General features: G+C 63.0%; 11 protein-coding genes. 10 read left to right on the top strand and 1 reads right to left on the bottom strand.

Translation table 11 applies throughout. The features are described 5' to 3' along the window. The first annotated feature begins 53 nt into the window (after positions 1-53). The 5 genes from C2I35_RS22645 (at position 54) to C2I35_RS15500 (ending at position 3,970) form a co-directional block, all read left to right on the top strand. Positions 54-182 (top strand): hypothetical protein, encoded by a 129-nt coding sequence (locus tag C2I35_RS22645; RefSeq protein ID WP_274593384.1) that lies wholly within the window; start codon positions 54-56, stop codon positions 180-182. A gap of 305 nt (positions 183-487) precedes the next feature. Continuing rightward, positions 488-649: a hypothetical protein gene (locus tag C2I35_RS22190; RefSeq protein WP_170067233.1), complete on the top strand. Its 162-nt coding sequence runs from the start codon at positions 488-490 to the stop codon at positions 647-649. Next, complete coding sequence (locus C2I35_RS15510; RefSeq protein WP_103763972.1) at positions 639-851, top strand: hypothetical protein; 213 nt, start codon at positions 639-641, stop codon at positions 849-851. The genes C2I35_RS22190 and C2I35_RS15510 overlap by 11 nt, the downstream gene beginning before the upstream one ends. A 90-nt stretch (positions 852-941) precedes the next feature. Further along, the gene (locus tag C2I35_RS15505) at positions 942-2,387 is read left to right on the top strand and encodes a TrkH family potassium uptake protein (protein WP_103763971.1); all 1,446 of its coding nucleotides are present in this window, start codon (positions 942-944) and stop codon (positions 2,385-2,387) included. Further along, the gene (locus C2I35_RS15500) at positions 2,387-3,970 is read left to right on the top strand and encodes a 5-guanidino-2-oxopentanoate decarboxylase (protein ID WP_103763970.1); all 1,584 of its coding nucleotides are present in this window, start codon (positions 2,387-2,389) and stop codon (positions 3,968-3,970) included. The genes C2I35_RS15505 and C2I35_RS15500 overlap by 1 nt, the downstream gene beginning before the upstream one ends. A gap of 168 nt (positions 3,971-4,138) precedes the next feature. Here the strand turns inward: C2I35_RS15500 and C2I35_RS15495 are convergent, their stop codons facing one another. Next, the gene (locus tag C2I35_RS15495; protein ID WP_103763969.1) at positions 4,139-5,911 is read right to left on the bottom strand and encodes a serine protease; all 1,773 of its coding nucleotides are present in this window, start codon (positions 5,909-5,911) and stop codon (positions 4,139-4,141) included. Positions 5,912-6,075: 164 nt separating this feature from the next. Between C2I35_RS15495 and C2I35_RS15490 the strand changes: the two genes are divergently transcribed. From C2I35_RS15490 to C2I35_RS15470, 5 genes are all read left to right on the top strand, one after another. After that, positions 6,076-7,005 carry a glycine--tRNA ligase subunit alpha gene (locus C2I35_RS15490; protein WP_103763968.1) on the top strand — a complete coding sequence of 310 codons (930 nt, stop codon included), beginning with the start codon at positions 6,076-6,078 and terminating at the stop codon, positions 7,003-7,005. A 22-nt stretch (positions 7,006-7,027) separates the two neighbouring features. After that, a complete protein-coding gene (locus C2I35_RS15485) occupies positions 7,028-7,558 on the top strand; it encodes a DUF6446 family protein (RefSeq protein WP_103764089.1) in 531 nt (176 codons plus the stop codon). Positions 7,559-7,620: 62 nt separating this feature from the next. Next, complete coding sequence (locus C2I35_RS15480) at positions 7,621-8,493, top strand: DUF1206 domain-containing protein (RefSeq protein ID WP_103763967.1); 873 nt, start codon at positions 7,621-7,623, stop codon at positions 8,491-8,493. Between the two features lie 78 nt (positions 8,494-8,571). Beyond that, positions 8,572-10,824, top strand: a complete 2,253-nt coding sequence (gene glyS / locus C2I35_RS15475) for a glycine--tRNA ligase subunit beta (RefSeq protein WP_103763966.1) — start codon at positions 8,572-8,574, stop codon at positions 10,822-10,824. Between the two features lie 85 nt (positions 10,825-10,909). Continuing rightward, a complete protein-coding gene (locus tag C2I35_RS15470) occupies positions 10,910-13,450 on the top strand; it encodes a putative PEP-binding protein (RefSeq protein WP_103763965.1) in 2,541 nt (846 codons plus the stop codon). The last annotated feature ends 67 nt before the right edge of the window (positions 13,451-13,517 follow it).

Genomic DNA, 13,517 nt, shown 5'->3' with positions numbered 1-13,517 from the left:
TATACCTGTTGACCAGGGAGGAAACTGAAAGATTAACACACGAGGTTTCCAAAATGGCTACCAGCACAACCAACCTTAACTATCAACATGGTCTCAATCGCCTGTTCCGCAAAGTTCGCGAGACACTGAGAAAACTGACCCAGGCCATGACGCGCAAGACCCAGATCGAATGGGCGGCCTGAGCGCCAAAAGCTCCCGAACCGGGATGTCTGACCAGCACCTGTCAGCGCCTTTCAAAGCGAACTGACCCATCGCGAACGTAAGGGCCTTAACCCAGGCCGACGACGAAGCCGCCCTCCGGGACGCCTGCAAGGGCATCTGTTCCCGAGGGCGGTTTGAGTCGGAACCAAGCTCTTGCGGCAACGGACCATCGATGCAAGGGGCGTCAACGTTGCCCAAACGTGTCGACTGCCGTCCGTCGAGACACTATTCCAGTGAAATTCCTACATAGCAGTAAGGACTTGGCTTGAGCCAGCGGGATTCAACGATGGCCGATATTGTCCTGCCGGTTGGGTCGAAACCTGCGGGGTTGCATCAGTTGCAAGCCAGGGTTTCGGGTATGGCAGTGGTGCTGACCGATAGTTTGGCCTACCTTGGTGTCAGGGAGGAAACCGAAGCAACATTCTTGAGGTTTCCAAATGGCGACTAGCACAACCAATCTTGATCACGGCGGCGTTTTCACCCGCTTGTTCCACGGCATCGTGGAGCGGTTTGAGCAGCACGCGCGCATCATGTCGCGCCGCGGCCTGATCGAGGAACTGACTGCAAAAAGCGACGAAGAACTGGCCGAGATGGGCATCAAGCGCGAAGATATCGTGCGCCACGTCTTCCAGGATCTGTTCTACGCTTGACGACCTTTCCAGCCCCGCGAGGGCCCTTCCTTACAGGGTCCTCGCGGAGCGGCTTGACATAGGCCAGAACCGCAGCCAAGGCTTCGATCCATGGTGGATTTTCGCCCGGTTGGATATGTGATTGGCCTGACGGTCATGGCGCTGGGCCTGGCGATGGTCCTGCCCATGATGGTGGATATCGCTGAAGGGCGCGGCCACTGGCAGGTTTTCGCGGAAAGCGCAATCCTGACTGTCCTGACCGGTGGCCTTGTGGCGCTGTCGTGCAAGAACGGCGTGCGCGAAGGCCTGACCATCCAGCAAACGTTCCTTCTGACGACCGGGGTCTGGGTGATCCTGCCAATCTTCGGCGCGATACCGTTCATGTTCGGGGCCACCAATTCGAGCCTGGTGGATGCATTTTTTGAGGCGATGTCGGGCCTTACGACGACTGGCTCGACGGTTTTGTCTGGACTGGATACGCTGCCCAAGGGACTGAACCTGTGGCGCGGTATCCTGCAATGGTTGGGCGGGATCGGTATCGTCATCGTCGCGATGGTTTTCCTGCCCGAATTGCGGGTCGGTGGGATGCAGATCTTCCGCTCGGAAGCGTTCGACACGATGGGAAAAATCCTGCCGCGCGCGACCGAGATCGCCTCGCGCATCTCCGTGATCTACCTCGGGCTGACGCTGGCCTGTACGGCCTGCTACATGATGACGGGCATGAACGCGTTCGACGCCACCATGCACGCGCTGACGACGGTGTCGACAGGCGGCTTCTCGTCCTACGACGCGTCCTTCGGCACCTTTCAGGGGCCGGCGGAGTGGGTGGCGACGGCGTTCATGATCCTCGCGGCGCTGCCCTTCGTACGTTACGTGCAATTGCTGAGCGGCAGCAACGCGCTGTTGAAGGACAGCCAGATTAGGGCTTTCCTGATGACCATCGGTGTCCTGATCGTGGGCACCGCCGTCATCCTGATGTCGATCTTTCCGCATAATCCCGAACAGGCACTGCGCGAGGCGGCGTTCAACATCACCTCGATCATCAGCGGCACGGGCTATTCCAGCGTGGATTACATGGAGTGGGGGACCTTCCTGATCGCGTTGTTCTTTTTCATTGGCCTGATTGGAGGCTGCGCCGGGTCGACGAGCTGTTCGATCAAGATCTTCCGCTATCAGCTGCTGTTCGCCTCGGTAAGGGCGCAGTTGCAGCGGATCTATTCGCCGCATGGCGTGTTCACGCCGCGCTATGACGGTCGGCCGATTTCCGATGACGTTCTGACGTCGGTCATGTCCTTCTTCGTGTTCTTCGTGGTCACGCTGGGGCTGGTGGCCGTGGCGCTTGGGATGACGGGGCTGGATTTCACCACGTCGGTGTCGGGGGCCGCGACGGCGGTGGCCAATATCGGCCCTGGGCTGGGGGACGTGATCGGGCCTTCGGGGAACTTCCAGCCGCTCAACGACACCGCGAAGTGGATCCTTATCGCGGCGATGCTCGTCGGACGGCTGGAGCTTCTGGCCGTCTTTGCAATTTTTACACTGTCTTTCTGGAGGGCCTGATGACTCAGCGACCGCTTGGCGCACAAATCTCGCACATGCTGAAGGCCCGTGGGGTCGACGTGATCTTCGGCATTCCGGGGGTGCATAACGTCGAGATGTATCGTGGCATCGAGGAAGCAGGCATCCGTCATGTGCTGGCCCGGCATGAACAGGGCGCAGGGTTCATGGCCGATGGTTATGCTCGTGCGTCGGGCAAGCCGGGTGTGGCCTACGTCATTACCGGCCCGGGCCTGACCAATGCGATGACGCCGATGGGGCAGGCCTATTCGGACAGCGTGCCGATGCTGGTGATCTCAAGCTGCCTGGACGAGACGGCGGCGCGGCGCGGGCAGTTGCACCAGATGATCGACCAGGAAGGCGCGGCGCGCTGCATCTGCGACTGGAGTCATGAGACGAAGTCGGCCGGTGCTACATACGCCCTGGTCGAGCGGGCGTTCAACGAGTTCGCCACCGCGCGGCCCCGCACCAAGCACCTGCAAGTGCCGATCGCCTTGGGCGGCAGCCTGGCCGACCCGGCGCCGGCCCCTGTTGAGACGCGCGCCAAGCGACCCGTGGCCCGGAAAGAGGACGTGGCGGCGGCGGCCGAGGCTTTGCAAGAGGCGAAACGCCCGATGGTCTTGTTTGGTGGTGGCAGCGTCGGGGCTGGCGCGGCGGCTCGGGCGGTAGTCGAGCGCAGTGGCGCAGCGGCGATGACAACCTATGCGGGACGCGGTGTCGTCGGGGCCGACCTGCCGCTCGATTTCGGGGCTTACCTGGCGCGGCCGGACAGCGCGGAGGTATTGGCACGGGCAGATCTGGTGCTTGTCGTGGGGTCCGAGCTGTCCGAGATCGACCTGTGGCGTGACGAGTTGGGCCATACCGGACGGATGATCCGAGTGGATATCGATCCGGTGGAGCTGGAGCATCCACGGGCCGAGCTGTGCATCCTGTCCGACGCAGATGCGTTCCTGGTGGCGTTGGCAGAGAGCTTGCCTGACCGTGCCGAGCCGAAATGGGATGCGGCGGTCGTGGCGGCCACAAAGTCGCGCTGGAGGGTCGAGGTGGAAGCCGAACGCCCCGGCATCGTGCCGGTGGTCGACGCGCTGCACGCTGCCTGCCCGGCAGAGACGATGATCTATTCCGACATGACGCAATTCGCCTATGCCGCCAAGGAAGTCTGGCCGATGGACCGGCCGGGCCATTGGCATCACCCGTTCGGATACGGCACGCTGGGATACGGGATGCCCGCCGCGATCGGTGGAGCCATCGCGCGGGACGGAAAGCCGACGCTCGCGATCTGCGGAGACAGCGGCTTTCAGTATACCGTGCAGGAGCTGGGAACGGCCGTCGAGCATGGCTTGCCGTTGCCGATAATCCTGTGGGACAATGGCAAGCTGAAAGAGATCGAGGATGCGATGATCCGGTCGCAGATCGCGCCCAACGCGGTGGTCGCGCGAAACCCGGACTTCTGTGCGCTGGCGAAAGCCTATGGCGCCCATGCTGTCCAGCCCGGTAGCCTTGACGACATGGGTGCGGCGGTGCGCGCGGCATTTGATGCGGACCGACCGACGCTCATTCACGTTCAAGCCGGGATTGGTGGCTGAGGGCAGGACACGAGTCTTTCGCGAACGATGAAAGCGACGCGCGGCTGCTGGCTTGCATCATTCTGCAAATGCTCGAAGCACCCTGGCTGCCTTACTCAATTGACATCGTTGCAGGGGCTGTAGCTGACGATGTATTTGGGGCAGCCGGGCCGGGCGGTATTACCTCGGTTATTCCCAGCAGCTGACCAGAACGGTCATTCCTGAAGCACGCTCGGAGAGGCTTTCGGGCGGCATCTGGCCGTTACCGTTGGTGGCCGAAGGGGTGATGCCAGCCTGTTCCAGCACCCGACGGATCGTCTCGGCATTGGCGGCAAAGCTGACGCCTTCGGGCAATTGCCGACTGTTGTCGCGGGCAGGCAGCAACATCCCGACAACGGCACCGCCCGCGTCCACGACTGGCCCGCCGGCATCTCCATCCAGCGCGTTCAGCGCAAGGCGCTTCATCTCTTGTTCGCCGTTCAGGCCCCGCACATCGGCCAGCTGTCCGAAGGTGACAGACGGCGCGCCGAGAACGCCTCCATAGGAATAGCCAGCGACGGCCACGTCCGATTGCAGGCGGGGAATGTTCTGCTGGAAGGCCGCAACGCCCAAGGGAGCCAGCGGCGTGCTCGGGCGCAGGACTGCGATGCCGGTTTCGTCGTTCGCTGTCTGAACTTCGGCTTCGATGGTTTCGTCAAGGGTGATGCGCCCGCAGGATGCGACCACTTCGGTCGTGGTGACGACCGTTCCGGAACGATCGACGTAGAACCCCGAACGAGAGATCTTGGGCTTGCGGATTTCCAGTCCCGCGACAAGGTCGATGCTTTGCACGTCGTTGGTGCCGGCGGTTGGATCGAGCACGGTGTCGAGGCGCGAGAAGCTTTCCTGCATTTCGCCAAGCATCCGGGTGCGGCGCTCTTCGTCGCCCGCGGGCCAGACCACGGTGAAGCCCTTGATATGCCCGTCACGCAACCAGGCTTGAGTGTGTGAAATGGTATAGGCGTTCTCGCCGATCAGGGTGAAGGAGTCGCCGTCCAGATTGCGCGGGCCGTCCTGCGGCACGATTTCCAGCGTCTGCATGATATCGTAAAGCCCGGCAAGCGTGGCGCGGTCGCCGGCCTGGCTGATAAGCAGGACCTTTGCGTCGATGTCGCCGGTGGCTTCGTAATGAGCGAAGGGCGGCTCGTATTTCGAGAATTCCACGACGCCGGTTGGCAGTTTCATCGATATGCCAGCCCCGGTGTCGCGCACGACCCGCAGGTCCAGCCCTTCGAGGACCGCGTTATACTGCCGGAAGAGCTCCGCGCGCTGGCGGGTGGTCAGAACGCCGGTGGCTTCGAAATTGTTTGCTTCCTGCCAGCGGGCCATCGAGCCGCGTGTGCCGCGACCGAATGCGGCGTCGATCGCGCCGCCGTAAAACCCGGCCCATTTCAGGGCTTCTTGCAAGGCAGCGCGTTCTTCGCGGGTCAAGAGCGCCTCACTGGCGCGCGCCTCGCGCACGGTTTCGTCGGACGGCTCCGGCTCCGGCTCTGGCTGGGGCAGGGGGTCGACGGTTGTGGTTTGCTGCTCGGCCCCCTCTGTGGCGCTGTTTGTGCCGGTGCCTTCGGTGATATCCTGTGTCGGGCGGTTCAGGACGCTAGCCCCCACTGGCCAGAACTGGCGACCGAACTCGGCCCCTTCGGCAATGTAGCTGTCGCGCGGGATCAGGCGGGACGATCGAAGGTTGCGCAGGATCGTGTTGGCATCTTCTTCGGTGTAGGGTCCGAGCGCGATACCATACCATCCGCCGCCCAGGGCAAAGCCGTTAACATCCTGCATCTGACCCGCGTACCGGCGCGCACTGTCCTCGGCGCGCGAGAGGCTGGGTTGCGCCTCGATCTGGATGAAAACCTGCGCCTTGGCGGCGATCGGCGCCACAAGGGTGACGGCCAGAAATGCGAGGGTAAGAAAGATGCGCGACATGTACGTCCCTTGCCGAATTCGGTGTTGTTTCTGCTCTTCCCCGCTTTTAAGCAAATCTTTGGGCGCATGCATCCAAAATATGGCCTTTCAGGGCAATTGACCCTTGGGTGAGAGCGCCGTAGGGAAGAGCCGAAGATCACGAGGGGCGACCCGGAGGACATTCCATGAGCGACAGCACCGGCAAACCGCGGTCATTCCAGGAAATCATCCTGCGTTTGCAGGCCTACTGGGCTGCGCAAGGCTGTGCCGTGATGCAGCCCTATGACATGGAAGTGGGGGCAGGGACCTTCCACCCGGCCACGACGCTGCGGTCTCTGGGCTCGCGTGCCTGGGCAGCCGCCTATGTGCAGCCGTCACGTCGGCCCACCGACGGGCGCTACGGCGAAAGCCCCAACAGGTTGCAGCACTATTATCAGTATCAAGTGCTGATCAAACCCAGCCCGCCGGACCTGCAGGCGCTGTACCTTGGCAGTCTTGAAGCCATTGGCATCGACATGGAGATGCACGATATCCGCTTCGTCGAAGATGACTGGGAAAGCCCGACACTGGGCGCGTGGGGCCTTGGCTGGGAAGTCTGGTGCGACGGGATGGAAGTGAGCCAGTTCACCTATTTCCAGCAGGTGGGCGGGCATGATTGTCACCCGGTCTCGGGCGAGCTGACCTACGGGCTGGAACGTCTGGCAATGTACGTTCTGGGCGTCGACCATGTGATGGACATGCCCTTCAACGACCCCGACGCCTCCATCGCGCTAAGCTATGGTGACGTGTTCCTGGAGGCCGAAGCGCAGTTCGCGCGGTGGAATTTCGACGTGGCGGACACGGATGTGCTGTTGCGCCACTTCGTCGAGGCAGAGGCCGAGTGCGACCGCATCCTGGGTGAGCCGGAGCAAGACCCCAAGACCGGCCGTCGGATCGTCATGGCGCTGCCTGCCTATGATCAATGCATCAAGGCGAGCCACATCTTCAACCTGCTGGACGCGCGCGGGGTGATCAGCGTCACCGAGCGTCAAGCATATATCGGGCGTGTCCGGGCGCTGGCCAAGAAATGTGCCGATGCCTACGTGCTGACCGCCGATGGCGGTTTTGCTGCGTGAGAACGGGCGCGGAGGGAGGCTGATGGGCAAGGTTATCGGGATCGGGATCGTCATGATTGCACTCTTGGCCGGGGCGGCCATGTATTACCTGCAGGTCTACCATTTCTACGAGCCGGTCGAGGCGACCGGTATCGATGACGTGCGCATGGTGAACCTGGCAACTGGGGAGCCCGAGCCGGTTCTGTACGACAATTTCGAGGCGATCGACGCCAGCAGCAGCCCGATCCGCTATCGCGCCTGTTTTACCACCGAGATGAGCCAGGCAATGCTGACCGAGACCTACCAGATGTACCAAGGCGCCGAGCCCCTGACAGCGCCGGGTTGGTTCGACTGTTTCGATGCGGAAGTCATTGCCGATGAACTTGAAGCAGGCACCGCGCTGGCTTTTCTCGGAGAGAAGAATATCGGTTACGGGATAGACCGCATCGTGGTCGTCACCGAGGACGGGCGCGGCTATGTCTGGCACGAGCTGAACGAATGCGGTGACAAGGCCTATGACGGCACTGTCGTAGGCGAGGAATGCCCGCCGCGTGGAGATAATCCAGATAATTAAGGAACTATAGACCGGCCTCGCACGCTGTCCTAGCAACGCCCAAAAGCAGCGGAGGACGCGTCATGGCCGATCAAAGAGCACCCGACTGGGTCATTCCGATGATGCGGGCGGGCTATTCCGCACGGGGGCTGGTCTATCTCATTCTCGGCGGATTGACGATGTCGGCTGCCTTCTGGGGCGGCAACACCGAGGGCACCAAGGGTGCACTTCAAACCTTGCGCGATGCGCCGTTCGGCCAGATCCTGCTTTGGCTCGTAGCCTTCGGGTTCGTCTGTTACGGTATCTGGCGCTTTATTGCGGCCTATTTCGATCTGGAAAATCGTGGCGACGAGGAAAAAGGCATGTTTCAGCGGCTTGCGCTGGTCGTGACGGGGTTGATCCACGTTGGTCTCGGTGTGGCGATGGCATCGCTGGCGCTGGGGGTCGGTGGCAGCTCGGACGGCGGTGGCGCGTCGGACTGGACCGCACAGGTTTTGCAGATGCCCGGTGGCAAGTGGATCGTGGGAATCGCCGCGCTCGGCATTCTGGGCGCGGGTGTCCATTACGTGATCAAGGGTTGGAAGAAGAAGTACAAGCGGTACATCCAGAACAACGAAATGACGCAAAAGCTTGAACCGCTGTTGCGCTGGGGCTTCGTCAGTTACGGGATCGTTCTGGCCATCGTGGGCGTTTTCCTGGGTTTTGCGGCGATGAATTCCGATCCGTCCTCGGCCATGGGTGTCGGCGGCGCGCTGGAATACATCCGTGGGCTGACCGGTGGTCAGGTCCTGCTGGGTGTGACCGCGCTGGGGATCATCGGCTTCGGCATCGAGAATTTCGTGGAGGCGCGGTACCGGATCGTGCCAGGCGTCGGCCACAGCAGCGACATACGGAGCATGGCGCAAGCCGCCAAGGCAAAAGCCAAGACGGAGGCGCGAAGCGTCAGCGCCGGCTAATTGCTCTCTATCGGCTTGCCGCGCCGCGGCAGGCCCGTTAAGCACCGGGACGTTGACCCAAGACGTTCCGGTGACATCATGCCCGACCTTCTGATCGAACTTTTCTCCGAGGAAATCCCGGCCCGGATGCAGGCCCGGGCTTGTGAGGACTTGAAAAAGCGGATGACCGACGGGCTGGTCGAGGCGGGCCTGACCTACGCGGGGGCCGCGGCCTTCGCCACCCCGCGGCGGCTGACATTGGCGCTGGAAGGATCGCTGTCGGAGAGCCCGACCTTACGCGAAGAGCGCAAGGGGCCGCGCGTGGATGCGCCCGAGAAAGCCATTGAAGGTTTCCTGCGCGGCGCGGGCGTGGCGCGCGACGATCTTGAGGTGCGCGACGAGAAGAAGGGTCAGGTCTACTTCGCGACCATCACCAAGCCGGGCCGCCCGGCAGCAGAGATCGTCGCCGAAGTGCTGGAGGACACGATCCGCAACTTCCCGTGGCCCAAGTCGATGCGCTGGGGCGCGGGCAGCTTGCGCTGGGTTCGGCCCTTGCATTCGATCCTGTGCATCCTGACCGACGACGCGGGCGAGGCGCAGGTCGTGCCGCTGGACGTGGACGGCATCAAGGCGGGTGCCAGCACCGAAGGGCACAGGTTCATGGCGCCGGGGCGATTTTCCGTCACGTCTTACGAGGATTACGCGGCGAAGCTGAAGCGTGCCAAGGTCGTTCTGAACTCCGAGGAACGGGCGGGCCACATCTGGCAGGAGGCCACGAACCTGGCCTTTGCCCGCGGCCTTGAGGTGGTCGAGGACAAGGGGCTTTTGGCGGAGGTCGCGGGGTTGGTGGAATGGCCCGTGCCGCTGATGGGCGAGATCGGGGCCGAGTTCCTGGACCTGCCGCCCGAGGTGCTGCAATCGTCGATGAAGGAGCATCAGAAGTTCTTTTCGGTGCGCAACCCCAAGACGGGCCGCATCGAGCAGTTCGTGACCGTGGCCAACCGCGAGACTGCGGATCATGGCGCAACGATCCTTGCCGGCAACCAAAAGGTTCTGGCCGCGCGGTTGGCGGATGCCAAGTTCTTTTGGGAGAACGATCTGCGTATCGCGAAAGAGGGCATGGGACCATGGTTGGAAAGCCTGGCGAACGTGACCTTCCACAACAAGCTGGGCAGCCAGGCCGAGCGGATCGCGCGGATCGCGGCCTTGGCGCGGGAAATCGCGCCGGCGGTGGGAGCCGATCCTGATCTGGCGGAACAGGCGGCGAAGGTGGCGAAGGCGGATTTGTCATCCGAGATGGTTTACGAGTTCCCGGAATTGCAGGGGATCATGGGGCGGTATTACGCGGCCGAGGCCGGGTTGCCCGAGGATGTCGCGGCGGCCTGCGAAGAGCATTACGCACCGCTCGGCCCCTCTGACGCGGTGCCGTCGCGCGCCGTTTCGGTCACGGTCGCGCTTGCGGACAAGCTGGATACGCTGACCGGGTTCTGGGCGATCGATGAAAAGCCGACAGGCTCGAAGGATCCTTTCGCGCTGCGGCGGGCGGCTTTGGGGGTGATCCGGTTGGTGCTGGACAACAACCTGCGCATCCGGCTGGACCGGTTCATTGATGCGCAGCTTCTGCGTCACAAGATCAAGCTGAATGCCGGAAACGCCAGCGCCGACGAGATCGACACGCTGGAGGAGGTGCTGGACGAGATCGCCGATCACGGCGTCTTAGTCGCGGCCTTTCACGCGGTGATCGACCGGGTCAAGGCGAAAGACCACAAGGACCTGCCGGAGGACGGTGTTCTGCGCACCGTGGGGGCGCTGGTGCCGGACCTGAGCACCGACCTTCTTGCGTTTTTCCATGATCGGCTGAAGGTCTACCTGCGCGATCAGGGGCTGCGGCATGATGTGATCGATGCCTGCCTGACGCTGGCCGGCGGGGACGACTTCACGCTGATCGTGGCCCGTGCGCGCGCGCTGCAAGATGTGCTCCGAACCGAGGACGGCGAGAACCTTGTGCAGGGCTTCAAACGGGCGAACAACATCCTGACTCAGGCCGAGGAGAAGGACGGGGTCGAGTATTCATTCGGCGCCGATCCCAAGTTTGCCGAGGACAACACCGAAAAAGCCCTGTTCGCGGCCTTGCAGGATGCGGAAAAAACGATCGCCGAGGCGGAGAAGGACGAGGATTTCGCCCGCGCCATGGGCGCCATGGCCGGGCTGCGCGCCCCGATCGACGCATTCTTCGAGGCGGTGCAGATCAATTCCGACAACGAGATCCTGCGCCGAAACCGTCTGAACATGCTGCACTCTATCCGCCAGATTTGTCTCCAGGCGGCGGATTTACGACGGCTGGAAGGATAATAGGGCAAACCGTAGCGGGGCACCCGACAGGTCTTGCCTAATAAATCGGCTTGCGTATTCTGCGGGCCAGAAAAGGATTGCCGCAGTGCAGCAGGGCCCTGAACATATCACGCCGATCACACCCGATGCGCCGATTGCCATAGCAACGCATGGCGGGCGGGCGAAATGCCTTCAGCGGCTGGTGCGGCTGGACCTGCCCGTGCCCCGTACCGTTGCCTTGTCTTTTGACGCGGTCAGGTGTGTCGCGGATGGCGAAGTGCCGGACATGGCGTCCTTGCTGGACCCGTTCGGCGAGTTGCCTGTGCTGTGCGTGCGGCCCTCGTCCGAAGACCCCGACTGGGGCGGGCCAGGGGCAGTACTGAATATCGGAATGAACGACGCGCGGTTCGTCGACTTGTCCGAGAGGATCGGTAAACCGGCTGCGGCGCGGCTGTACCTGCGCTTCGTGCAGGCCTACGCGGTTCACGTGGCGCGCGCCGATCCGGACATGTTCGACTCGCTGGACGACGATCCGGTCAAGGCGGTGGGCCAAGCATTGGTTGCCTACGAGGAAGAAGTCGAGGAAGAATTCCCACAGGATGCCAAGGTGCAACTGTTGGGCGTGCTGCGTTCGATGGCGCGGGCGTGGCAGGGTACCACGGCGCGGCTCTTGCGGCAGGCCAAGGGGGCGCCTGCAGATGCCGGGCTGGGCCTCGTGGTGCAGGAAATGGCGCTGGGACTGGGCGAGGGTGAATGCGGCTCTGGCGTCATGCAGCTGGTGGACAGCGTCACCGGTGATCGGCGCTGCACCGGGCGCTACCTGAGCCAGAGTCAGGGGCGCGAGGCGCTGAAGGCCAGCAAGGAGGCGCTGTACCTGCAGAAGGACCCACGCGGTCCGTCGTTGGAAGAGTTGGCACCTGAGGCCTTTGAGCGGCTCAAGCAGTGCACCAAGCTGATGCGCGAGAAGCTGTGCGAGGAAATGCAGGCCGAGTTCACCATTGAGAATGGCGAAGTCTACCTGCTGGACGGGGTGCGCGTGGCGCGCAATGCCCGCGCTGCGGTTGCCATCGCGGTGTCACTGGCCGAGGACGGCATCATCAGCCGCGAGGAGGCGTTGATGCGGATCGAGCCGCGGGCATTGAATGAACTCCTGCACCGGCAGATCGATCCAGAGGTTCAACGGGATGTCTATGCGCGCGGAATCGCCGCCAGCCCAGGCGCAGCCACCGGCAAGATCGTGTTCAGTGCCGAGGACGCGCAGGCGGCGGATTCTCGGGGCGAGGCCGCGATCCTTGTGCGGCGCGAGACCAGCCCCGAGGACATTCGCGGGATGCACGCCGCCGCAGGCGTTCTGACCGAGCGGGGCGGGATCACCAGCCATGCCGCCGTGATCGGGCGTGGCATCGGCAAGCCCTGCGTTGTGGGCGCCTCTGCCATCACCTTTCAAATCAAGCGTAAGCGGCTGGTCTTTCCGGACGGGCGCAGCCTGCAGGCCGGGGACCAGATTACCATCGACGGCACCAGCGGCGAGGTGTTGGCCGGCGAACCGCGCCTGCTGGAAGCTGCGCGAGACGAGTCGTTCAAGACGCTGATGAGTTGGGCCGACAACGTGCGCGATATAGAGGTCCGTGCCAATGCCGACACGCAGGCCGATGCCGAACTGGCGCTGACCTTCAAGGCGCAGGGGATCGGGCTGTGCCGGACCGAGCACATGTTCGTCGAACCCAGCCGCCTTGTGGCGATGCGCGAGATGATCTTTGCCGATACCAGCGAGGACCGCGCCTCGGCCCTGGAAGTCTTGCTGCCGATGCAACGAGCGGATTTCATAGATCTTTTCCGTATCATGTCCGGCATGCCGGTTTGCATTCGCCTGTTCGACCCGCCGCTTCACGAATACCTGCCGGCGGACCGCGAGGGCATACGCGAGCTTGCGGACGCGCTGGACTTGCCGGTCGCGGATGTGACCGAGCGGGTCGAGTCGATGGGGGAATACAACCCGATGCTGGGCATGCGGGGCGTGCGGCTCGGCATCGCGGTGCCCGAGATCTACGAGATGCAGGCCCGTGCGATCTTCGAGGCGACTGTGGCCGCCAGCCACGAGAGCGACCCGGTTGTACCCGAAATCATGATTCCGCTGGTTTCGGCGATGCGCGAGGTCGAACTTGTGCGCGAGAATGTCGACAATGTCGCCGATGCCGTGCGCCGCGAGACCGGACGCGACTTCACTTACAGGTTGGGTGTAATGGTCGAGACCCCGCGCGCCGCGCTGCGGGCGGCCGAGATTGCGCCACATGTGTCGTTCCTCAGCTTCGGGACAAACGACCTGACGCAGATGACCTATGGTCTCAGCCGTGACGACGCGGGGCGGTTCATGTCGCATTACGTGCAGCAGGGCGTTTATCCCGAGGACCCGTTCCACGTGCTGGATGTGGATGGGGTGGGCGAGTTGCTGGAGATCGGCGCACGGCGTGGCCGTGAGGTTGCCCCAGATCTGACCTTGTCGATCTGCGGCGAACACGGGGGCAATCCCGAATCGATAGCCTTCTGCCGGACGGCGGGATTCGACTATGTGTCCTGTTCGCCGTTCCGGGTTCCGGTGGCGCGACTAGCTGCCGCACAATTGGCCGTTAAGGACAAAATCGGGTAGCGGCCCGGCAAATTTTCGCCACATTTGCCGCGGAACCGCTCACCCATGACCCGCAGGTGGCGCCTGC

This window comes from Roseovarius confluentis (assembly GCF_002917925.1).
Lineage (GTDB): Bacteria > Pseudomonadota > Alphaproteobacteria > Rhodobacterales > Rhodobacteraceae > Roseovarius > Roseovarius confluentis.
Note: the sequence above shows the minus strand (reverse complement) of the source record. Positions and strands in the feature narration are given on the sequence as shown.